Genomic DNA, 22,815 nt, shown 5'->3' with positions numbered 1-22,815 from the left:
TTAAAACGCCCCCTTATCAAACGGATCAAGGAACTTTTGTGCAAACTGCGACTCTTGGAGTTCCGTTGGATCTTTTTGTAACTGACGTACAACTAAACGGATCATTACGATCGCTAGCGTTGTAAACAGTACAAAGTAAACGATATTAGAGATCAATAAAGACGTAGCTGAAACATTTGATGAGATACTTTGTTGGATCGTAAAGAGTCCGTAAACTGTCCATGGATAGCGGCCAAACTCAGTAATGAACCACCCTGCCGTATTCGCAATAAATGGTGTAAATGTCGTTAAGGCCAAGACCCATAACATCCAGCGTTTCTCATACAGTGTTTCTTTTTTCTTGCGTAGCATCCAAAGACTGACCAATGAAACTAAGATGATCCAAGCTCCAAAACCAGCCATCACTCTGAAACTCCAGAAAAGCGTATTGACTGGTGGGATATAATCCATCTTTGTCCCATCGATCTCAGTACCATACTTTTCTTTCATTTCTTTATTGATCTCATCCATCCCTTTGACTGCCCCAGTTGTTTTATTATACGAAAGCACACTCAACATCACAGGAATATCGATATTATATTTGACCGTATGATTTTTCGTATCGGCGATCCCGACAACTGTCCATGGTGCTTGATCACCAGTCGTTTTATAAACCGCCTCTGTCGCTGCAAATTTCATCGGTTGTTCATAGATCAAATACTTCATCTGAAGATCACCAAGTAAGACTGTACCTAATGAAAAAATGAGTGACATCCAAAGTCCTAAACGCATCGAACGCTTATAGAGATCTTTAGCTCCTTTAGAGATATCTTTTTTCAAAAGTTGGAATGCAGTCAAGCCAGCTAAAATGATGCCTCCCATCGTCAAAGCAGCCAAGATCACATGTCCATACTCAAACCAAAGTTGTGGATTCTTCAACAAAGCAAAGAAATCTACCATTTCGGCCCGACCACCCTTGATCGCATACCCGACTGGATGTTGCATAAATGAATTCGCCGAAAGGATCCATAGTGCCGAAGTCAAAGTTCCAAAACAAGTCATCCAAATGAAAAATAAGTGCAAACCTTTTTTAGCTCGATCCCAAGTAAAGACCCATAGACCGATAAAAGTCGATTCGATAAAGAATGACAACAACGCTTCTAAAGCTAACGGAGCCCCGAAAATATCCCCCATAAACCGCGAATAATCCGACCAGTTCATCCCAAATTGGAATTCTTGGATCAACCCAGTCACGACTCCGACCGCAAAACTCAACAGGAATATATTGCCCCAAAACTTGGCTAGCTTCTTATACGCTTCATTATTAGTCCGAACATAGATCGTTTCTAAGATCGCAACGACAAACGCTGTCCCGATCGAAAACGGCACAAAGAAAAAGTGATAAACCGTCGTCATCGCAAATTGAAAACGCGCTAGATCTACAATATCCATCATTATCCCTCCATTCTTATGAGATAAAATATTCACACTTTAAGTTTACTATTGCCTCTAAGCGTTTTCAAATATTTAACATTTTAAACATTGAACAAATCAATTTTTTTAGAATTTTCCATCCAAATAATTAACTTTATTCTATTTTTTTAGCTAGTTTTTTGCTAAATCGCTTCTTCTCACGTAAAGTTATATAAAAAAGGGGTATTCGTCAACTGATATGGATATTCCTACAAACACTTCCTACAATAGAATGTGGGGAGTGTTTTTTTTACGCAAATATACAATCAATTCGTAAAAAGAAAAATTGTTGATTAGCAAAACCGTAACAACTTCGTTTTAAGAGTTTGATCTTTCGATTGATACCCTCCAAAGGACCATTGGAATATTTTGAAGTTACGCTATTTATTAGATAGCTGCGATTTTTACGGAAAGTACGAATAGTCGTATCCATCTCTGTATTGGTGCGCTCATAACTATCGAGAACCTCATTCAAAGTAGTAATGTCTTTATTCTTCAAAGCTAAGGTAATATCTTGGTAAGTCTGATAAACTATTTTGAATTCAGAAAATTTATTGATGATCAAGTCGATCGCATTCTGTTGAGTCATATATTCATTGATTCCCCTAAGATAGACAACATTTTTAGGGTCGATCTCATCAGATTTCTTATGGAATAAACGCCACTGTGATTTGAGAATCTTGTATTCTCGACTATGCTTATTGAGTGATCTAGTGAGAGCGATTCGACAACTGTCTAAAGCACGTCCGGCTAGCTGAACTATATGAAACCGATCAATAATAATCTTGGCATTCGGGAAAAGTCGGCGAATGAAGCGCTGGTATTGAGCGTTTAAATCAATGACGACTGATTCCACTTGATCACGTTCAAACTTTGAGTAACGATTTTCAAAATAATTGATAATGGTAGAAGATAGTCTATCTGGGAGTTTAACAACTAACTTATGAGTTTGTGCATCACAACAGATAAAAGAAGTTGTATTTTTAATCGAACGAAATTCATCAAAACAAAGATTCTTGGGCAAAACAGGTACTCGATATTGAGGTTTGATCCGTTCGACAATAGTTCTTCGAACACTACTAGCAGAGCAATGACAGATGCGAGCGATAAGTTCACCGTTCAAACCTTCCCTAGCTAATAACATGATCTGATTTTTTAGTTTACGAGAAAGAGTTTGATTAGGCTTAGTCAATTCAGAGGTCGCACCGAAAGTTGTGCGACAATTTTTACATTGATAGCGTTGTTTATGAAGGATCATTTCATAACGTATACCGTTTAAACTTGGTAAACGTACGTGAGCTTTAGCGAAACCATTTTTATTAACAGTGGCAAAGCCACAATTTCGACAACGGCTGATAGGATAAGATAGTACAGCTTTGATCAAAACTAATTTCTCTGTGCCATTATTTAAATTATCGATAACATCAATAACTTTGAGATTAGGGTCTTTAATATTTAGAAGTTTTAGTATACAATCGTTATGGGACATTTAAATTCTCTCCTTTACGTGGTTTGTGGTGAATTCATTGTATAACGAGAGGGCATTAAATGTCCTTTTTTTGCGCAAAAAAACTGGTATGGAATTTTTCATCCATACCAGAAAGTGTATACCCTAAAAAAGCCAGCTAGTCGAGCTAGCTGACCTCTTAATTACTAATCTTTCGTTCTGATCGTAAAACCACGATCATTTTTGGAGACACGTTCTCGTGTTTCAACGCGACGTTTCTTTTTACCATCACGATAATTTTTTTGTTTTCCATATTCACGGTAATTATTTTTAACGTTTCTCCGTCCACCGTTACGCTTGTACTTACCATTACCTTTTGAATATTTCTTTCGCCGTGGTAACGGGCGTTCTGGCGTGATCTTGACAGGAACTTGTGAAGCATCATCTTTTGTCATATTATTCAACAAAGCTGCTACAAGATCCACATCATCATATTGAGCTAAAAGTTCCTTAGCTTGAGTCGCATACTTTTCAGTTTCAGTTTTAGCGACTAATTCTTTGATCTCATCTAAAGCTGACGAGATCTGACCAACAAAAGCTTCTTGTTCTGTTGGTGGTCGTAAAGGTTCCATTCGTTTCTTCGTCAAACGTTCGATCACACGCAAATAATCCATTTCATTTGGAGTGACAAAGGTGACTGAGACCCCATGCCGTCCGGCACGACCAGTCCGTCCGATCCGATGGACATAGCTCTCTGGATCTTGAGGGATATCATAGTTATACACATGTGTGACCCCTGAGATATCTAAACCACGGGCTGCCACATCAGTCGCAACTAAAATATCCAACTTTCCTTCTTTGAAGCGTTTCAAAATATTCATCCGTCGCTGCTGTGAAAGATCACCATGGATCCCAGCAGCATTATAACCTCGAGCTTCAAGTCCTTTTGATAATTCATCGACCCGGCGCTTTGTCCGTCCAAAAACGATCGTTAATTCAGGAGTTTGAACGTCCAAGATCCGCGTCATAATATCAAATTTTTCATAATCACGCGCTTTAACAAAATATTGATCAACTAGATCAGTTGTCAATTCTTTGGCTTTGATCTTTACGATCTCAGGTTCGGTCATGAACTTTTCACCGATACGTAAGATCTCTTTTGGCATCGTAGCAGAGAAAAGGAGTGTTTGACGCTCATTTGGGATCTGAGCAACGATCTTCTCAATATCGTCTAAAAAGCCCATGTCAAGCATCTCATCTGCTTCATCTAACACAAGCATCTTGACATGACTAAGATCAACGGTCTTACGTTCGATGTGATCAAGTAAACGCCCTGGAGTTCCTACTAAGATCTGAGGCGGGTTTTTCAAGAGTTTGATCTGGCGTCTGATGTCAGCGCCCCCATAAACGACTTGAACTTTAGCTCGTTTATCTTTTCCGAGACGATATAACTCTTCTTGTGTTTGGATCGCCAATTCACGTGTTGGTGAGATCACGATCGCTTGGATCGCACGTTCTTTTGGATCAACATGCTGTAGCAATGGTAAACCAAAAGCAGCAGTTTTCCCAGTCCCTGTTTGGGCTTGGCCGATCACATCTTTATGTGCGAGCACAAGTGGGATCGTGGCTTCTTGGATCGGTGTTGCTTCTTCAAAGCCACTGCGTTTGATCGCAGTTAACAGGTCTTTAGTCAGACCAAGTTCATCAAATTTCAAAAAATCTCCTGCTATATAATATGGAATAACGCTAAGAACGTTAAAGCTCTTTTGTTACTAGAAAGAAATATAGTTTTTCCCTTCTTGTTTTTATTTACTATCATTGATAACGACTGACGTCGGCATTAAAATGCCATTACATTTCGTCAGTGATCTTTTATTCAAGGCGTTTAGGCTAACAAGCTCGTTAAAACCCCCACCTTCTTTTTGACTGATACCCACTCCACATTTTATCTTTCTGATGGATACCAGAACTCGCTATTATACGTTTTATTTTTCGTACTCTCTTTGGAAAACGATCTGACACGTATCATAATAGCATAGCATTTTTAAGCGTTCTTAGCAATCTTAGCTAAAACTTCTTCTAAATGGATCCCATGGCTTGCTTTAAGTAAAACAACATCATCTGGTCCAAGTTCTTTTAAAAGATCGGCCGCTAAAGCGTCTTTTTCTTCTGGACGATAGCTCCGAACTTTATCCAAGGAAAACTTATCTGCTAGTGCTGTTGCCAAATTTCCCATCAAAGGGCCACACAAATAGACCGTATCGATCATATTCGGATCAATTTCTGTGGCTAAAGATGCGTGCATTTTTGCTGCATCTGCGCCCAGTTCTAACATATCACCTAATACAACGATCCGCTTTCCTGTCGTTTTTACAGTTGCAAAAGCTTGTAAAACTTCTTTAGCCGCAGTTGGGTTGGAGTTATACACGTCACTTAAGATCTGCGCTCCATTGTAAGCTTTGAGCCACTCAGTCCGATTTTTAGTCATTTCGAAATGCTCTAACGCGTGTGCCATCTCGTTGACATCTAACATAAAATAATGCCCGACACTCAAGGCTGCAAGTGCATTTTTTACGTTATACGCCCCAATAAGTGGGATCGTAAAATTGACTTCAGGCCAAAGCGTGACGCGAAAACTTGATTTTGTCGCATCACTAACGATATTTATTGCTTGAAGATCATCACCTGGTTCACTTCCAAATGTAAACGTCTCTTGGATCAGATCTGTCGTTCGTTCAACTAAAAGCGGCTCATCTCCATTATAGATCAAGGCGCCATCTTCTTTGAGCCCACTTACGATCTCTAGTTTCGCATCAGCGATCTTAGCGCGAGTCCCAAAAAATTCGATATGAGCTTCACCGATCATCGTGATCACAGCAACATCTGGCTCAGCTAAACGACTCAATTGTTCGAGTTGCCCAAAACGATCCATTCCCATTTCAACGACGAGTACTTCTGTATTTGGTTCCATCGAAAGGATCGTCATTGGGACACCGATCTCGTTGTTAAAATTGGCAAATGTTTTTTGGACATTGAATTGAGTACTCAAAACAGCAGCGATCATATCTTTTGTTGTAGTCTTGCCGTTGCTCCCAGTAACAGCTACGACTTTGGGATTGATCTTTTGTAAATAGTAACGACTCAATTCTTGCAAAGCACTCAAAGTATCTGCGACTTCCAAAGCTGGCACAGCCAGATCAGCTTCTTTGTGATCTGTTTGCCATAAGACAGCCAGCGCGCCATTTTCGATCGCCGCATCGACATAACGATGGCCATCTTGCTCACCTAAAAGAGGGATAAATAAAGCACCTGGGCGTAAAGCACGACTATCAAAACTCACACTCGTGATCGTGATCTCTTCCCATTCTTTGTGTGGCTCTATCTTTAAGGCACGGGCGATCTCAGATAATTGCATTTTCATGCGAATATTCTTCCTTTCTGGCCAAACACGGCCTCATCGATAAATCGACATAACTTTTTTCAGTTCCTTCCCATTGTATCACAAAGACTAGCCAGCGACAAAAGAGCGTCTAGCCCAGGCTAAACGCTCTTTTGAATCAATTACATTTTCTCTAAACGCTTGATCCGCTCTTTGATCGGAGGATGCGTGTCAAAGAGATGCGCCCATGTCTTTCCTTTAAAAGGGTCTGCGATATACATCGAAGCACTACTTGGATCTGCCGCTTGCATCGGAGCACTAGTCGAGATCTTTTCCAAAGCATTGATCAATCCAAGTGGATTACGTGTCAGCTCCACAGCAGAAGCATCGGCTAAATACTCTCGGTTACGCGAAAGTGCCATTTGCGCCATCGAAGCTGCGATCGGTCCTAAAATAACAGCTAACAAAGCTAAGACAAGCATGATGATATCTAAGATCCCATTACCTTCTTCACGGTCATTTCGCCGTCTAGCCCCACCCCAAAACATCGAGTTCATCCCAAAGTTGGCTAACATCGAAACGACAGCAGCTAAAGCTAGAGCTGTTGTTTGCAGACGAATATCGTAATTTCTGATATGTGAAACTTCATGAGCCATGACTCCTTCGATCTCTTCGCGGTTCAGACGCGCTAAAAGTCCAGTCGTCGCTGCAACTGCTGAATGTTGTGGATCACTTCCCGTCGCAAAAGCATTTGGACTTGGATCATCAATGATAAAGACTCGGGGCATCGGAACTTTACCGACTAAAGCCATATCTTCGACGATATGCCAGAGTTCAGGTGCTTGACTTGGATCTGTGATCTCACGAGCATTATTCATATTCATTACAACATCAGTCGACTGTCCGAGCATAACAAACATATAAACAAAGCCTAAGACAAGCGCAAAAATGACCCCCATCGTTGCACTCCCAGCAAAAGCATAACCGATCGCTGCGCCGATAAGTGCTACTAACATCAAAAAGCCAAAAACGACCACAACTGTCTTGCGTTTATTTGAAGCGATCTGTTGATATAACATAGACTATTTCCTCTAATCAAATGATACTTTTGGTGCTTCTTTTTGTTCTTCTGGCACAGATAGATATTCAACTTTAGTAAAGTGATGGATCTTTGCGATCAAGTTTGATGGGAAAGTCACCAAGCGTTGGTTATATGCTGCCGCTGAAGAATTGAACAATTGCCGTGAATAAGCAATCTTATTTTCTGTGTTTGTCAATTCTTCCATCAATTTTGTAAACTCTTGGTTGGCTTTTAGATCAGGATAATTTTCTGATAAAGCAAAGATCGAGCGCAAAGTATCTGTCAATTGATTAGAAACTTCCATTTTAGCTTGATGATCGCCTTCAGGTATCGAGACCAATTGATTTCTCAACTTGATCACTTCAGCTAAAGTTTCTTTTTCATGCTTTGCATAACCTTTTGTTGTTTCAACTAAATTAGGGATCAGGTCATTTCGTCTTTTTAATTGGACATCGATCTGACTCCAAGATTCTTCAGTATAAATTTTTGCTTTTTGTAGTCCGTTATAAAGTGAGATATAAATAGCGATCAATAAAATAACGATCACTATAATAGCGATCCATACCATAATAAAATCCTCCTCTGCTTTTTTACAAAAAAAGCCGGGGGTGGATCAGATCCACTCTCGGCTCATGCAGTACCCAATAAAATCGGATAGGATAAGTCCACTCCACAATGTCCTCATCCAAGCACACTGCGATCCGGCAGTATAATGTGCTCTGCTATCGACACTGACCACTAGTCGTCGCAACGAAACGATCATCAAAGATCGTCTGGTCTATCTCGACTCATCGCATACTGCTATTTTAGACTATTTTTGTGTACAATGCAAATCAGAGATCTTTGTCCATCCGATGGTGGGCGATCCCCGCGTCTAAAAAGCCAGCGCCTTTAACATGATAACCTAATTTTTCATAAAAACCTTGGGCTTGATCTTGAGCACCTAATGTTAATTTCTTGATCCCTTGTTTGCGCGCTTCTACTTCAAGAGCCAGCAAAAGTTCTTTAGCTAAACCTTGACCTCGGGCTTCTTTTACAGTTGCGACCCGCTGGATATGCCATACCCCAGGTTCTTCTTCAAAAACACGTGCTGTTACAACAGGAGATTTAGCTAAATAACCGACAAAATAGCGTGGACCTGCTTCATTTTCCAATTCAAGTTCTGGTGTGACGCCTTGCTCTTCGATAAAAACTTTTTTTCTGATCGTTACAGCATCTTGATAGATCGGATCAGTAAGTTCTAAAGTTGATTTGATCTCCACTATGATCCCTCCTTGCAAATTATCTAAGATCTTACCATAGCTCGCTCAACAAAGACAATTTACTTGTATTTTATTGACTAAGAACTATAATGAAGGTGTGATCAGTTCTACGAGGGTAGAACGTTAACGGAAAGAGGCGAAGGATTCATGGCTAAGAAGTTAAGTAAAGAAGAACGCAAGGCTCTGGCTCGCAAAGCGATGGAAGCACGCGCTAAGCAACCAAAACCAGCTGCTGGATCAGGCTTTGCTAAACTTGATTCTGATGCTGCACACCTACGTGGCTAATTACCGTTAGAACTTCACAAGATTTTTTAAGGTCATCTTTGCGATGGCCTTTTTTTATTGAAAAATTTAATATTTTTTCAAAATTCCTCTATCCCCTGTCCTTGAGCTGAAGAAAGCGATTGTTAATTCATTTTACAATTTGCACGTTTTTTAAGCATATGTTACGGTCTATACATCGTTTTTATGCGTAAATGCTTAATCACAGGAAGGATGTTTAATTATGACAGTTGAGATCGAAGTTCGCAATGTGAGCAAGATCTTTGGTCGCCAAGTAGAAAAAGCGCAAAAACTCGCTTCGAAAGGATCTAGTAAAGCGGAGATCCTTCAAAAAACTGGAGCAACGGTCGGTGTCGATCGTGTCTCTTTTCAAGTCCAGAAAGGCGAGATCTTTGTCATCATGGGACTATCTGGGAGCGGAAAATCGACCGTTCTACGGATGCTAAACCAACTTATCAAAACAACATCTGGTGAGATCATTGTCGATGGACAAGATCTAACTAAAATGACTAAAAAAGAATTGCTCGCATTTCGGCGTACGAAAATGAGCATGGTCTTTCAAAATTTTGCTCTTTTCCCGCACTACACTGTGCTCGAAAATGTAGCCTATGGTCTAGAAGTCAAAAGTATGCCCAAAGCTAAGCGCCAAGAAAAAGCACGTCAAGCTTTGGCACTCGTCGGTTTAAAGGGCTACGAAGATCAATATCCCAACCAGCTTTCAGGTGGGATGCAACAACGTGTAGGGCTTGCGCGTGCTCTAGCAAGTGATGCTCAGATCCTTTTGATGGACGAAGCTTTTTCAGCTCTTGATCCTCTCAACCGTAAAGAGATGCAAGATGAGTTGTTACGGATCCAAGCTGAGTTGAACAAGACGATCATTTTTATCAGCCATGATCTCAATGAAGCTTTAAAATTAGGTAATCACATCATGATCATGCGCAATGCTAAACTCATCCAAGTCGGTACGCCCGAAGAGATCTTGACGGCGCCAGCAAATGACTACGTGGAAAAATTTATCGAAGATGTCGATCGCAGTCGGATCTTAACGGCTGAAAATGTGATGATCACCCCTGCAATGGTCAACATCGAAAAAGCGGGTCCCCGCACAGCTTTACGCGAAATGCGTGAAAACCACACTTCTTCTATTTACCTTGTCGATAGTAAATATCACTTTAAAGGCTTTGCCACAGCTCAAGCTATCATAGATGCACTTAAAAATGGTCAAAATGATCTGGCAACGATCGCAGTGACCGACGTTCCAACTACAACACTTGATACGGTTTTGACTGATCTTTTAGCTGATGTCTCAACGACTTCGATCCCGTTTGCCGTCTTAGATGAACAAAAACGTTTACGCGGGATCATCGTTCGGGGGGCTGTCTTAGCCGCACTTTCAGGAAATGAGGTTGAAATTTAATGTTTGATATTCCAAAACTCCCACTTGAAGACTGGATCAATACTGGGGTCGATAGACTTTCACACTACACTGGATTTTTTGATGCGATCTCAAATTTTATTGCAACGATCGCCAATGCTTTTCAGGCTGTTTTTGATCTTTTACCTGTGTGGCTCTTTATCACCTGCTTACTCGTAACGACCTACTATGTTCGGCGCGCCCAAAAGAAATGGGGCCTCCTCATTTTTGAGCTCTTAGGCCTTTTATTCATTTGGAATATGGGCTACTGGCGGGATATGACACAAACACTAACACTTGTTTTGACTTCATGTTTACTTGTCTACGTTTTGGGGATCCCCCTTGGCGTCTGGATGGCTAAAAATAAGACCGTCAAATTGATCGTCCAACCGATCTTAGATTTCATGCAGACAATGCCTGCCTTCGTCTATTTGATCCCAGCTGTAGCATTTTTCGGGATCGGGACCGTTCCTGGTGTGATCGCTTCGGTGATCTTTGCAATGCCACCAACTGTGCGCATGACTGAACTTGGGATCAATAATGTTCCAGAAGAGTTGATCGAAGCCGCTGATTCATACGGCTCGACGAGTTGGCAAAAGCTCTTCAAATTGCAATTACCACTAGCTAAAAATACGATCATGTCTGGAATGACACAATCATTGATGCTGGCTTTATCGATGGTCGTGATCGCTTCGATGATCGGAACGCTTGGTCTAGGAACTAAAGTCTATTTTGCAGTCGGACGCAATAATGCTGGGGCTGGTTTCACTGCGGGGCTTGCGATCGTCATCTTGGCGATCATTTTAGATCGTCTGAGTCAATCGTTACGTACACCTAAATAAGGGGGAAAAAAGATGCAAAAAGCAAAGAAATTTCTTTTACTAGGTTTGCTTGGTTTTTGCCTGACTTTAGCCGGATGTAGCGCTTCGACCCAAGCTAAATACGATCCTCAAAAAGCGTTAGGTCCCCAGATCAACTATACGATCACTGGGATCGATGCTGGCGCAGGTGTTATGGGAAATACTGCGACTGCTTTAGAAAAGTATGGCCTAGCCCAAAATAATTGGCAGTTACAAACAAGTTCAACAGCAGCGATGACCAGCGTCTTAGATAAGGCGATCAAAGCTAAACAACCAATCGTTATCACTGGCTGGGTCCCGCATTGGATGTTCACAAAATATGACCTTAAATTTTTAAAAGATCCTAAAAAAGTTTACGGCGCTAAAGAAGGGATCCATACGATCGCACGGACAGGGCTCAAACAAGAAAAACCAGGTCTTTATCAGTTTTTACAAAATTTCAACTGGACACCTGAGCAGTTGGCTCAAGTCATGCTCCAGATCAATAACGGGGTCGAGCCAACAACAGCCGCTAAAGCTTACCTCAAAAAACATCCTGAACAAGTCAAAGAGTGGCTCAAAAACGTCCCGACTGGAAATGGTCAAACAGTCACGCTGGCTTATGTTGCTTGGGATTCAGAGATCGCTTCGGCTAATGTCGTCGCACAAGCTCTCAAAACAAAAGGTTATCGCGTCACGCTCCGCCCCATGGACGCACAACCAATGTGGATTGCGATCGCCACAGGAGCAGCTGACGCTTCTTTTAGCGCTTGGCTTCCGACAACGCATCAAGCTTATGCCCGTTCCTTTCAAGGACGCTATGATGATGTACGCGTTAACTTGGAAGGTGCAAAAACTGGTCTAGCTGTCCCAACTTACATGACTAAGGTCGATTCGATCGAAGACCTTAAAACTAAGTAAAGGACCGTAAAAGAGAAAAAACGCTAAGGGATCACCCTTTAAAAGGTGACTCCTTAGCGTTTTTCTAGTCTCTTTTTAATGAGATTCAGCCGGAAATCCCGTGACTTCAGTCATGGAATGGATAGGCCCTGTCAAGCCCCGTAAGGAGCTTTTTTCATCTCATTGTATTTTTGATCGTTTATATATTTCTCAACTACTTCTTTACTCATATTACCTAATGTGCTCATGTAGTAACTAGGCGACCATAAATGACCACTCCAGTATCGAGACTGCCGAATTTCCGGGTGTCGACGTAAGAAAATAAAGGCACTTCTGCCTTTGAGCGCTTTGATGGCGCTAGTCGGTGCCTTGCTAGGCGGAAAGCTAATTAAGACATGAACATGGTCAGGCATAACTTCCATTTTCTCGATTAAGATTTCGTTATCCTCGGCTACTTGCCATAGGATATCCTTCATTTCGTTTGATAACTCATCAGTAGTAAAAGTTTTATGACGATATTTAGTAACCCAAATTAGATGGAAATGGAAGTTATAGATATATCGTCTGGTATATACTGCGTCTTTGATTTTATCTTTACTCATTTTATTTACCCCTATATTTATTATCATTGACATATGATACAATATCATTATATCAATTAAGGAGGTGAAATTAAATGAAGTCAATGGCAAAAATGCAATATCATTATGGCCTGAAAATGCGTTGCTACCCTAGTGACCAACAAAAGCAGTTGATTAAAATTAACAGTGACGCTAGTCGCTTTATCTATAACGAAATGGTTGCGATCGGTAAGGAACTGATGCAACTTCGCAGAGTTAAGTTACCGATTGACACAGTCCAGGAGCGTATTAAGCAACTAACTATGCGTCAAAACGCTAAACAAATGTCTAATCACTATCAATTTTTAGAAGATAAACGAATTGACAGTTTGGCGAAAGCTAATGCCATTCAGAACTACCGAAAAGCTTGGAATGCCTTTCGGAAGGTTCACACTGCTGGTGTTCCTAAATTTCATCGAAAGAGTTATCGCTGGCGTTATCAAACCAATTGTCAATACCCAGGGCAAAAGACTGCGTTGCTAACTAACGGTACAGTATGTTTTCTAGATAATAGCCATATCAAAGTACCTAAAATAGGATTGTTACGTGTTGCCGGTTCCCAAGCACGTCTCTTGAGGAGAATGTGTGAGACTAGAATTGGTACTGTGACATTGACTAAAGATCCAGCGGATCACTTCTTTCTATCAATGCAACTAGCTTCAGATGAATCTTTTGTTAAAGTGTCCAAAGCTAATCACGGACATATTGGAATTGATCTTAATACTGATAATTTCTTAACCGATAGTGACGGTAACACAGTTCCTAACCCACGATATTATCGTACTATTAAAGGCAAATTAGCTAAAGAACAGCGTATTCTATCTAGACGACAACGGCGTGTCAAAAAAGAACATCGTTCTTTATGCGATAGTAAAAATTATCAAAAGCAACGCTTGTTAGTTGCTAAACTCCATGCCAAAGTAATGAACCAAAGACATAATTTTCTCCAACAAATCTCTACTGCACTAATCAAGAACCACGATTTAGTAGTAGCTGAGGAGTTGCGTAGTAAGAATATGCTCAAGAATCATGCTTTAGCGCTTAGTATTTCTGACGTTGGCTGGCGAACATTTCTCGGCATGTTGGCTTATAAAGCTAAGCTGTATAATCATCAGTTCGTGACTGTCAGCCCGAAAAATACTACTCAAACTTGCAATGATTGTAGTTTTATCATGGGAACTAATAACACCGAGAAACTAACCTTGGCTGATCGTGAATGGACGTGTCCTAATTGCGGTATTCATCATATTCGTGACTGGAATGCCGCTAAGAATATTCTTGATAAGGGAATTGCTAAACTAGCCTAGCTTATCTGTCCCTATGGCAACCTGGGGACATAAAAGGCGTTGGTAATTAGACGACCGCTACTTGATTGCAACCTTGGTTGGTCAAGCAAGTTGTCCCTATCTACGCAAATTGTGGTCTGAAATCCACGAGGATTTTCGGCTCACAAGCCATTGACTTTAGTCAGTGGTGGTTGACCATCTAAGCTTGTGCCGCGATCTCATCTGCAAACTGGCTATTATACAGATCAGCATAAGAACCACCTTTTTGCATCAATTCATGGTGATCGCCAGTCTCGACGATCGAGCCATGATCCATCACGATGATGTTATCAGCATCTTTGATCGTCGATAAGCGGTGCGCAACTACAAAACTTGTCCGATTTTCTAACAAACGTTCCATTGCATGCTGGATCAAAACCTCGGTCCGCGTATCAACAGAACTCGTAGCTTCATCCAAGATCAAGATCTCCGGATCAGCTAAAAAGGCACGAGCGATCGTGATCAATTGTCGTTGCCCTTGTGAAATGTTTGAAGCTTCTTCGTTTAAGATCGTATCATAGCCATCTGGCAATTGGCGGACAAAAGCATCGACGTGAGCTGCTTTAGCTGCCCGAATAACGTCTTCTTTTGTCGCATCTTTGCGCCCGTACAAAATATTTTCATAGATCGTTCCCGTAAAGAGCCATATATCTTGTAAGACCATCGAGAAATGTCCTCGCAGATCTTCACGCGTAAATTTCCGCGTATCGCGCCCATCTAAGCGGATCGCTCCTCCATCGATATCATAAAAGCGTTCCAATAAGTTGATCATCGTCGTCTTACCCGCACCAGTTGGGCCAACGATCGCGATCTTTTGCCCCGGCATAGCTTTGAAACTAAAATCTTTCATCAATGGTTTAGCAGGTTCATAACCAAATTCGACATGGTCAAATTCGATCTTCGCTTTAGTTGTGACATCTGGTAAAGTTTCACTTGCAGGTTGCATCTCTTCTTCATCTAAAACTTCAAAGATCCGTTCCGCCGAAACGATCGTTGCTTGGATCGTATTGGCTAAGTTAGCTAACTGGGTGATCGGTTGGGTGAACTGGTTGACATATTGCAAGAAAGCTTGCACATTACCTAAAGTGATCGTTCCATTAGCGACTTGGACCCCACCGATCACAGCTACTAAGACGTAGCCGATATTTTTGACTAAATTCATCAAAGGCATGATCACACCGGAAATGAATTGGGCTTTCCAAGAAGCTTTATAATAACGTTCATTTTCAGCTTCAAATTCAGCGATCATCTCATCTGAACGATTAAAAGTCTTGACCACCGTATGGCCTGCATAATCTTCTTCAACATAGTTGTTCAGCTGCCCTAAACTCTTTTGTTGCGCTGCAAAATGTTTTTGCGAACGTGGCGCAACAAGAGAAACAGTCACTAAACTCAATGGGATCGTGATACAAGCCACTAACGTCAATTTCCAACTGATCGAAAGCATCATGACAAAGACAGCGATCAAAGTGACGACGCTTGTCACTAACTGAGCTAAACTTTGTTGCAAAGTCCCCCCGATATTATCCATGTCGTTAACAGCACGTGACATGATATCCCCATTAGAGTGCGTATCATAGTATGAGATCGGCAACCGTTGCATCTTTTCTTTTAGATCACGTCTTAAACTATAAACGATCTTTTGTGAGATCTTTGCCATGATCAGCTGTTGCGCAAAACCTAAAACAGCCGCGATCAAGTATAGGCATAAAACAACTAGCAAAATATGTTTGATCGTATCAAAATCGATCGGCAAACTCGTCAAGTGTTGTCCCATTTTGATCTGACGATAACCTTTCATGACCCCACTATAGATCTCAGTTGTCGCTTGGCCTAAGATCTTTGGGGTGATCGTTTGGAAAATAACTGAACCGATCGCAAAAATGAAAACTAAAGCTAAGCCCCATTTCCATGGATCCATGTACTTGATCAAACGCCAAGTCGTTTTCCAAAAATCTTTTGCCTTCCGATTTTTAGGGTCGAACCGTGCTCCTCCATGTCCATTCATGCTTAGTCAACCCCTTTCTTCAATTGAGATTCGATGATCTCTTGGTAAGTTTTGTTGTTTTCAGAAAGTTCTTGGTGAGTTCCTTGACCAACGACCCGACCTTCATCTAAAACTAAGATCTCATCAGCTGCAGTAACTGTCGAAACACGTTGGGCCACGATCACTAAAACACTTTTTTTGATCTCAGGGTCATTTTTCAAAGCTTGGCGTAATTTGGCATCGGTCTTAAAATCAAGGGCTGAAAATGAATCGTCAAAGACATAAACAGCCGCTTTTTTCATCAAAGCACGCGCGATCGCTAAACGCTGTTTTTGTCCTCCAGAAAAATTATCGCCACCTTGTTCTACGACGGCATCTAAGCCTTCAGGAAGTTCGCTCACAAAATCTTTAGCCTGGGCTAAGTCAAGTGCATGCCACATCTCTTCGTCAGTTGCGTGCTCATTTCCAAATAAGAGGTTACTTCTGATCGTCCCTTTAAAGAGCACTGCTTTTTGTTGGACAAATGCCACATGTTCATGTAGATCTTTTAGGGCTATCTGTTTGATGTCGCTACCATTGACTTTGACTTGCCCTTTTGTTGGATCATACATGCGTGGGATCAAGTTGACTAAGGTCGATTTCCCAGAACCTGTCCCCCCGATAACTGCGACCATTTGCCCAGCCTGAGCTTTAAAATCGATATCTTCCAAAGCGAGATCTTCTGCATTTTCATAACGAAAACTCACCTTTTCAAAAGCTAAACTGTTGGGTGCATCTGAGGCGATCAGATCATCTGCTTCAGTAAGCGATAAAGGCATCTCTAAAACTTCGTTGATCCGTGTAGCGGCTGCTTGTCCACGAGGAATGAAAACAAAGACCATTGAAAGCATCATGAAACTAAACATGATCATGCTAGCATAAGTCATAAATGAAACAAGATCACCGACCCCCATCGACATGTTGCCGATCAATTTAGCACCAAACCAGACGATCCCCATGTTTGTTCCGCTTAAAATAAGCGTCATCACAGGTGACATCAAAGAAACGATACTAAAAACTTTGATCCCAGTCTGCGTATAGTCATTATTTGCTTCATCAAAACGTTTTTGTTCAAAAGCATCGCGTCTAAATGCTCGAATGACCCGAACGCCAGTCAACCCTTCACGAAAAGTCAAATTGATCTTGTCGATCTTTTTTTGGAGTCCTTTGAATAACGGGATCGCAAAGTACATGATCAAGCCGATCGCGAGCAAGAGTAGTGGGATCGAAACTAAAAAAACACTCGTTAATCTTTTTTCACTATGGTAAGCCATAAAGCTAGCCCCAATGAGCATCAACGGGGCCATCAGCATCATTCGTAGCAACATGATCATCACATTTTGGATCTGTAAAATGTCATTTGTCGTACGGGTGATCAAAGAAGAAGTCCCGAGCTTATCGACTTCATGCCCGCTAAAACTCAAAACTTTTTTGAAGACATCTGCTCGGATCTTTGCACCGACCTTTTGAGCTTGGGTCGAAGCAAAATAGACATTTCCGACCGCTGCTACAAGACCGAGCGCAGCGATCAACAACATCTCACCTCCGATCTTCCAGATATACGTGGTATCCCCTTTGGCGACACCGTTATTGATCATGTCTGAAGTTAAAGCCGGCAGATTCAGATCACAAATGACTTGAACGAACATAAATAAGACTGCCGCTAAAACAGCCCAACTCGAGAGCCGGCGCCTTACTAATTTGACCATAACCAACTTCCTTTCTCTATCTATTTTGTATGTGTTATCTTATCACCTTAAACTTTTCTTTGTCAACTTTTTTTACATAATTATGCGATTACATTACAAAATAAGATTATTAAAAAAATCAAAGCACCCTAAGTCTATCAACTTCAGACACTCTGACTTTTCTAATTATTAAATTCGCGTTCAAAGGCTTGCAAGGCGTACTTATTATTCAAAATATCAAAATAAACTTCAGCAAAACTATGCTTAAATTCCAAACTCAAGAGGCACTGCTTAAAGATCCGCGCTACTTGGGCTGGATCGTTTTGAGCTCTTTCACACCCAAAAGCGCCTAAGATCAAACAGGTAACCTGCGCCTGTTTGAAAGCCCGTAAAAGCTGAATGATCCGCTCACGTAAAATTTTCTCTAGCATGGCTTTAGTTGGCGCTTGTCCGCTCAGTTGCGTGATCAATTCTACATTAGGCGCAGCGATCACGGCTACATCAGCATAGCGTGGGCGAGTGAGGACATGATCTTCTTTAGCATCACGTAAAAATTTGATATCTTTGGCATAGATCATCTCTGAAGAAAAATATCCATTATTTTGCTGACAAGTATTTTTATAATAGTAACTGCGCCGATATTTATTCAATTCAGGGTATAAGTAACTATTGCGACATAAGAACTTTTCTTGCACTTGGCCACTGACCGTTAAACTTCCGATCTGCCGCGGATCTGCTAGATCTAAGATCCCAACTTTTTGCGTTGGCAAAAAGTTTTGTAAGCGTTCTAAAACATTTTCATCTTTGACGAAAAATCGTGTTTGATAGTCAGCTAAGTTATCAGTGAACGGTAGCGTAGCGGTGATCAACTGTGACCGTTGCTTCAAATGCATCATTTCGATCTGATAAAGATTCATCACCTTATGCTTTAATTGACTAGTTTTCTTATCTTCCATCAAAAATTCCTTCTTCTAATTTTACGCTTGAGCCCGATCAGACCACCGATCCCCCAACTTAAACCCGTCAACCATAGCGTCGTAAGCGTCAGCTTGTTTTCTGCATACGTTACTTCGAGCTTATTGAAGCCTTTTTGTTGTTTAAGCATTGCAGCTCCGATCCAAGTATACGTCAGTTGCTCTTTAGCTAATGGTCGTCCATTTAAAACAAGCTTAGTATTTCGATAGATAAAGACTGGCACTTGGCGTTGTTCATTTGCGTCGGCCTGCCAAGTGATGATCAGTTTATTATTTTTAACTGCTTTGTTAAATAACGCTTCTTTGGAGATCACTTGAGCATGATAACGTCGATAGCCATGAACTTTACGTGGATCGATCGTATCAGTATGCACAGGGAGATAATCTGGGGTCGATTTTTGAACATATTCTAGTCCTAAAGAAAGATCATGACTATAAAATGCTTGTTTGATCTTTTCAGGATCAGACTGCGTAAAAGTCGTATTCTTTTCATACATAAAATTCGTTGGCGCAGACCAAACCGCTAATTCTTTGAAGAGGATCTGCGCTGTTTGACCCATCCCTAAAAGCGTGATCACTAAAGCGCCACCAACGACGATTTTTTGCTTTTTTAAAGCTAATTCATTTGCAAATGTCCCTAACGCTAATAATAGTAAAACTGTGTAGGGTACAAAGAAGCGAAACGGAAACTGCAATAAAGAAACAAATGGTATGTGGGTACTTAACCACTGCCATGGTAACAAGCGTGACGATAGGAGCAAAAAAGTAAGTGCTTCAAGACTGACTAAGCGGCTTAAAGGGGATAATTTCTTCCAACCACCTAAAAGCCCCAAAATCAACAGCACACTAAAAATAATGATCCCAAACGGAGCTAACCAATTACCTAACCGATAACTCGTCAAAGCGATCGCTGTACTAGCCATATTTTTATTGATAAATGGTGGCAATAAACGATCACCTTGATATATCTCTAGCATACTGCCCCAAATATTGGCAGTCAAAAGTAAGAAAAGTCCGATCGCTTGAAATAATCGTTTGAGCAAACGCCCCCGTGTCTTACTTTGCCAAAAAGCATACAAAAAAGCCGGAATATAAGCCATGATCACAAACAAACTCGTCAAAAAATGAGTTTGAGTGATCAACGCTGTACAACAAGCTAACTCTAAAACATTGACCTCTTTCTTTGTCACAAAAGTCACAACTGGCACTAAACTAAGGGGCAGAAGCGCTGCTGCCCAGCCAGAAAAGGCTTGATTTTGGACCCAATATTGGATCGCATAAGTCGTCATATAAAAAAGTGCCAAAAATAAACTAAGGTCTACTCGAACTTTAGCGCGACGAAGTAAATAATATAATGAGCTCCCTGCTAAAAGATAGACTACTAGATCTGATAAAACTTGATAATTGAACCATGTTTTACCAAGTAAGAGCAAAAAACCATTGATGTATGCAATGATCGGACCGTAAAGCGCATTGACGATCCGCCCTGAACTTTGGAAACCATACATCGAAATAAAATATTGAAAATTCCCCTCTTTTAACTGCATATACGTATCGTAGAAACGATTATAATGAAAGATCGAATCTGATCCTAAGAGCATCTGATGCGTATAAAGTTGTGGGAGCAATAAAAGACATGCTCCTAAAAAGATCCCCCCTAGCGGCAATAATTTTTTCCCATTTTTTATCACCGTTAGTCGTTTATTTTCCAATCTTTAGACCCTACCTTCATCTCTTATATTTATCTATCTTGTGGCTTTAGCCTTAAAATAGCTTGATCTCATAGTATAGTTATCTTAAGATAGCAAATTATTTTAACTAGACTTTGCCAGTAGTGAGCACCTGCCAAGTTTCAGATCATTTTTTATTATACACTCAGTTACTTAAAAAAAAACAGCAGTTCGAACTACTGTTTTTCTGCTATTTTTTTAATCTTCTAAATAGACGGCAGCTTGTTGAGCAGCTTGGCGCCCAAAAACAACAGTCTCTGCGATCGAGTTTCCGCCGATCCGGTTATTTCCATGTAATCCACCAGTAACTTCACCGGCAGCAAATAATCCTGGGATCACAGCCCCATTTCGATCTAGCACACGTGCTTTTTGGTCGATATGTAATCCACCCATCGTGTAGTGGACTGCTGGAGCTACATGGATCGCATAGTATGGTGCTTGGGCTAACTTATGCGTCATTCCTGTCGTTCTGCCAAAGCGGACATCGACCCCAGTTTCAACGGCAGTATTCCACTGACGAAGCGTATCTTCTAGGACACTGGCATTTAATTCTAATTTAGCGGCTAGTTCTGTTAAAGTATCTGACCTAAGCACGAGCCCTTTAGCTTCATAAAAGGCTAACGCTTTGACCCGTTCTTTGACAGCTTGGTCATAGATCAAATAGGCTGACCTTTCAGGTAAAGCTGTGATCTTTTGTGAAACAACTCTGCGCGTCCCTAATTCATCAGTAAACCGTTCGCCAAATTGATCAACTAAGATCGCGCCTTCACCACGGACAGCTTCACCGATCAAAAAGACTTTTTCCGTGTCTTGTTGCACAGTCGGATGGATCTGGACTAATTCCATTTGGATCGGTTGCGCTCCGATCTCAGCGCCTAAAAAGATCCCATCTCCTGTCGCTCCACTTTGATTAGTCGTTTGATATTCAGCCAATTCAGGACGATAACGTTTAAGTAATTGTTTAGAAGCACCAAAACCACCAGTCGCTAAAACGACAGCTTTCGTTTTTAAAATTTTTTCACTACCTAAGAGCTCAACTTTGACACCTTTGATCTTCCCTGTTTCATCTTTTAACAATTCAGTCACTCTTGTATTTGTATAAACTGGGATCTTGACTTGTGCTAAAAGCCAAAGAAGATTGTTGATCAGATATGCTCCAACTGGAGCAGTACTTTCAGGGCGATGCGCACGTTTTTTCTTCATTCCACCTGTCAGCGTTAGATCATTTAAAAAGATCCCATGCAATCGAAGCCAGTCGATCGCTTGCCCACTGTGTGTCGTGAAATACTCTAAAAGAGCCGGATCGTTCAGGCGTCCACCACCTTGGAACGTCTCTTCATAAAATTCAGCAAAACTATCAACGATCCCTTGCCGTAACTGGACGTTTGTCTCAGCTGCATTCATCCCTGAGGAAGCTTTGATCGTATTCCCGCCAAGGGTCGGCATTTTTTCTAAAACGACTGGATGCAAGCCTAATTCCCGAGCTTGGAGCGCACTGACAAGTCCCGCTCCTCCTGAGCCGATAATAACTAGATCATAGTGATCAGCTAAAGTCGCTGGCTCACTTGGTTCAAACTGGAATTTTTCTGTCACGATACAGATCCCCCTAAATTATTGATACTTTTATCATAGTACATCTAAATAATACTTGCCAAGCAAAAAAAGAGTGCTTCTCTTTGAAACACTCTTTGCCTTTTCAGTTTTGGTGTTTATCAAGCAAACTTTGCCGTTAGCTCTCAAAGTTCATTTAGCATCGTTTCTTCTTCAAGTACTTCAACTAGTTGGCGCATGATCCGCTGAAAAACAGCAAGATCACGAGCAGAAACCGTTTCCTCTAAACGACCTTGCAAATTAGCCCAAAATTCCGAGTTAGACTCCAAGGCCGCATGATACTTTTCAGTTACTGAAAGATGTGTTACCCGATGATCTTCATCATCTAACCTTTTTTTGATCAATCCTAAACTCAGGAGCTTTTTGATATGATAGTTCGTATTTGGTGTCGATTGGCCTAACAGCTTCGAGATCGTCCCGATCGTTGGATCTTTTAGCTGATAGATCGCTTCCAAGTAGTAAATATCGATCGCTCCTAGTTTTTCCAATTCTGGTGTGCCGCTGTTGCGGTATTCGTGCAAACGCAAAACTTGACATAAGTTTGTCGTCATCTTTTGCAATGTACTCATCATAATTAGCCCCCTTTTAGATCAATGAGTGCAAAACTCTAAATCTAGCAATAAAACTGACATGCTATTCTACTGCCATGCACTTCATCGATGTAAAAGTCACATGACACACCCCTTGTAGATAGTATAATAATAACTATACTAATAGCAATCATATTGTACCTTATTCTAAAAAGAAAGTAAAAGATTATGGATAAATTTATTTCTTCAAAGCCC

At 41.0% G+C, this 22,815-nt stretch carries 19 protein-coding genes; 5 read left to right on the top strand and 14 right to left on the bottom strand.

What is annotated here, in order from left to right; translation table 11 throughout:
* The 7 genes from QFX10_RS06330 to QFX10_RS06300 form a co-directional block, all read right to left on the bottom strand.
* On the bottom strand, positions 1-1,431 hold the full coding sequence (locus tag QFX10_RS06330; RefSeq protein WP_280607244.1) for a cytochrome ubiquinol oxidase subunit I: 1,431 nt from the start codon (positions 1,429-1,431) through the stop codon (positions 1-3).
* Positions 1,432-1,702: 271 nt separating this feature from the next.
* Positions 1,703-2,941: an ISL3 family transposase gene (locus QFX10_RS06325; RefSeq protein ID WP_280605426.1), complete on the bottom strand. Its 1,239-nt coding sequence runs from the start codon at positions 2,939-2,941 to the stop codon at positions 1,703-1,705.
* A gap of 164 nt (positions 2,942-3,105) precedes the next feature.
* Positions 3,106-4,614, bottom strand: a complete 1,509-nt coding sequence (cshA, locus tag QFX10_RS06320; protein WP_280605425.1) for a degradosome RNA helicase CshA — start codon at positions 4,612-4,614, stop codon at positions 3,106-3,108.
* Positions 4,615-4,943: 329 nt separating this feature from the next.
* Entirely contained in the window at positions 4,944-6,320 is a 1,377-nt protein-coding gene (locus tag QFX10_RS06315) for a UDP-N-acetylmuramoyl-tripeptide--D-alanyl-D-alanine ligase (protein WP_280605424.1), read from the bottom strand.
* Positions 6,321-6,460: 140 nt separating this feature from the next.
* On the bottom strand, positions 6,461-7,357 hold the full coding sequence (gene htpX / locus QFX10_RS06310) for a zinc metalloprotease HtpX (protein WP_280605423.1): 897 nt from the start codon (positions 7,355-7,357) through the stop codon (positions 6,461-6,463).
* 12 nt (positions 7,358-7,369) lie between these two features.
* On the bottom strand, positions 7,370-7,927 hold the full coding sequence (locus QFX10_RS06305; RefSeq protein ID WP_280605422.1) for a LemA family protein: 558 nt from the start codon (positions 7,925-7,927) through the stop codon (positions 7,370-7,372).
* Between the two features lie 265 nt (positions 7,928-8,192).
* The gene (locus QFX10_RS06300; RefSeq protein ID WP_437178583.1) at positions 8,193-8,621 is read right to left on the bottom strand and encodes a GNAT family N-acetyltransferase; all 429 of its coding nucleotides are present in this window, start codon (positions 8,619-8,621) and stop codon (positions 8,193-8,195) included.
* 147 nt (positions 8,622-8,768) lie between these two features.
* Between QFX10_RS06300 and QFX10_RS06295 the strand changes: the two genes are divergently transcribed.
* The 4 genes from QFX10_RS06295 to QFX10_RS06280 all read left to right on the top strand — a co-directional run bounded on the left by QFX10_RS06295 (position 8,769) and on the right by QFX10_RS06280 (position 12,077).
* Positions 8,769-8,906 carry a hypothetical protein gene (locus tag QFX10_RS06295; protein ID WP_280605421.1) on the top strand — a complete coding sequence of 46 codons (138 nt, stop codon included), beginning with the start codon at positions 8,769-8,771 and terminating at the stop codon, positions 8,904-8,906.
* Positions 8,907-9,126: 220 nt separating this feature from the next.
* On the top strand, positions 9,127-10,320 hold the full coding sequence (locus QFX10_RS06290; RefSeq protein ID WP_280605420.1) for a quaternary amine ABC transporter ATP-binding protein: 1,194 nt from the start codon (positions 9,127-9,129) through the stop codon (positions 10,318-10,320).
* A complete protein-coding gene (locus tag QFX10_RS06285; RefSeq protein WP_280605419.1) occupies positions 10,320-11,159 on the top strand; it encodes an ABC transporter permease in 840 nt (279 codons plus the stop codon). Before QFX10_RS06290 ends, QFX10_RS06285 begins: the two co-directional genes overlap by 1 nt.
* A gap of 12 nt (positions 11,160-11,171) precedes the next feature.
* Positions 11,172-12,077, top strand: coding sequence for a glycine betaine ABC transporter substrate-binding protein (locus QFX10_RS06280; RefSeq protein ID WP_280605418.1), 906 nt, complete (start codon positions 11,172-11,174; stop codon positions 12,075-12,077).
* 131 nt (positions 12,078-12,208) lie between these two features.
* Here QFX10_RS06280 and tnpA read toward each other — a convergent pair whose 3' ends face one another.
* On the bottom strand, positions 12,209-12,658 hold the full coding sequence (tnpA, locus tag QFX10_RS06275; protein WP_280605417.1) for an IS200/IS605 family transposase: 450 nt from the start codon (positions 12,656-12,658) through the stop codon (positions 12,209-12,211).
* 74 nt (positions 12,659-12,732) lie between these two features.
* On the opposite strand from tnpA, the gene QFX10_RS06270 reads away from it, so the two are divergent.
* On the top strand, positions 12,733-13,983 hold the full coding sequence (locus QFX10_RS06270; protein WP_280605416.1) for an RNA-guided endonuclease InsQ/TnpB family protein: 1,251 nt from the start codon (positions 12,733-12,735) through the stop codon (positions 13,981-13,983).
* A 178-nt stretch (positions 13,984-14,161) separates the two neighbouring features.
* Here QFX10_RS06270 and QFX10_RS06265 read toward each other — a convergent pair whose 3' ends face one another.
* The 6 genes from QFX10_RS06265 to QFX10_RS06240 all read right to left on the bottom strand — a co-directional run bounded on the left by QFX10_RS06265 (position 14,162) and on the right by QFX10_RS06240 (position 22,599).
* On the bottom strand, positions 14,162-16,009 hold the full coding sequence (locus QFX10_RS06265; RefSeq protein ID WP_280605415.1) for an ABC transporter ATP-binding protein: 1,848 nt from the start codon (positions 16,007-16,009) through the stop codon (positions 14,162-14,164).
* A 2-nt stretch (positions 16,010-16,011) separates the two neighbouring features.
* Entirely contained in the window at positions 16,012-17,736 is a 1,725-nt protein-coding gene (locus QFX10_RS06260; RefSeq protein WP_280605414.1) for an ABC transporter ATP-binding protein, read from the bottom strand.
* Between the two features lie 161 nt (positions 17,737-17,897).
* Positions 17,898-18,671: a TIGR02452 family protein gene (locus QFX10_RS06255; RefSeq protein WP_280605413.1), complete on the bottom strand. Its 774-nt coding sequence runs from the start codon at positions 18,669-18,671 to the stop codon at positions 17,898-17,900.
* A complete protein-coding gene (locus QFX10_RS06250; RefSeq protein WP_280605412.1) occupies positions 18,671-20,401 on the bottom strand; it encodes a putative glycosyltransferase family protein in 1,731 nt (576 codons plus the stop codon). Before QFX10_RS06250 ends, QFX10_RS06255 begins: the two co-directional genes overlap by 1 nt.
* Before the next feature lie 216 nt (positions 20,402-20,617).
* On the bottom strand, positions 20,618-22,012 hold the full coding sequence (locus tag QFX10_RS06245; RefSeq protein ID WP_280605411.1) for a flavocytochrome c: 1,395 nt from the start codon (positions 22,010-22,012) through the stop codon (positions 20,618-20,620).
* A gap of 143 nt (positions 22,013-22,155) precedes the next feature.
* Positions 22,156-22,599 carry a MarR family winged helix-turn-helix transcriptional regulator gene (locus tag QFX10_RS06240; protein WP_280607242.1) on the bottom strand — a complete coding sequence of 148 codons (444 nt, stop codon included), beginning with the start codon at positions 22,597-22,599 and terminating at the stop codon, positions 22,156-22,158.
* Between the last annotated feature and the right edge of the window lie 216 nt (positions 22,600-22,815).

The organism is Ligilactobacillus faecis (assembly GCF_029889745.1).
Taxonomy (GTDB): domain Bacteria; phylum Bacillota; class Bacilli; order Lactobacillales; family Lactobacillaceae; genus Ligilactobacillus; species Ligilactobacillus faecis.
Note: the sequence above shows the minus strand (reverse complement) of the source record. Positions and strands in the feature narration are given on the sequence as shown.

Bases quoted from the DNA above. Each gene is read 5' to 3' on its own strand.
- QFX10_RS06260 (WP_280605414.1), bottom strand. From the start codon at position 17,736: ATGGTCAAATTAGTAAGGCGCCGGCTCTCGAGTTGGGCTGTTTTAGCG.
- QFX10_RS06305 (WP_280605422.1), bottom strand. From the start codon at position 7,927: ATGGTATGGATCGCTATTATAGTGATCGTTATTTTATTGATCGCTATT.
- QFX10_RS06255 (WP_280605413.1), bottom strand. From the start codon at position 18,671: ATGGAAGATAAGAAAACTAGTCAATTAAAGCATAAGGTGATGAATCTT.
- QFX10_RS06315 (WP_280605424.1), bottom strand. From the start codon at position 6,320: ATGAAAATGCAATTATCTGAGATCGCCCGTGCCTTAAAGATAGAGCCA.
- QFX10_RS06325 (WP_280605426.1), bottom strand. From the start codon at position 2,941: ATGTCCCATAACGATTGTATACTAAAACTTCTAAATATTAAAGACCCT.
- tnpA (WP_280605417.1), bottom strand. From the start codon at position 12,658: ATGAGTAAAGATAAAATCAAAGACGCAGTATATACCAGACGATATATC.
- QFX10_RS06330 (WP_280607244.1), bottom strand. From the start codon at position 1,431: ATGGATATTGTAGATCTAGCGCGTTTTCAATTTGCGATGACGACGGTT.
- htpX (WP_280605423.1), bottom strand. From the start codon at position 7,357: ATGTTATATCAACAGATCGCTTCAAATAAACGCAAGACAGTTGTGGTC.
- QFX10_RS06265 (WP_280605415.1), bottom strand. From the start codon at position 16,009: ATGAATGGACATGGAGGAGCACGGTTCGACCCTAAAAATCGGAAGGCA.
- QFX10_RS06270 (WP_280605416.1), top strand. From the start codon at position 12,733: ATGAAGTCAATGGCAAAAATGCAATATCATTATGGCCTGAAAATGCGT.
- QFX10_RS06290 (WP_280605420.1), top strand. From the start codon at position 9,127: ATGACAGTTGAGATCGAAGTTCGCAATGTGAGCAAGATCTTTGGTCGC.
- QFX10_RS06280 (WP_280605418.1), top strand. From the start codon at position 11,172: ATGCAAAAAGCAAAGAAATTTCTTTTACTAGGTTTGCTTGGTTTTTGC.
- QFX10_RS06285 (WP_280605419.1), top strand. From the start codon at position 10,320: ATGTTTGATATTCCAAAACTCCCACTTGAAGACTGGATCAATACTGGG.
- QFX10_RS06295 (WP_280605421.1), top strand. From the start codon at position 8,769: ATGGCTAAGAAGTTAAGTAAAGAAGAACGCAAGGCTCTGGCTCGCAAA.
- QFX10_RS06240 (WP_280607242.1), bottom strand. From the start codon at position 22,599: ATGAGTACATTGCAAAAGATGACGACAAACTTATGTCAAGTTTTGCGT.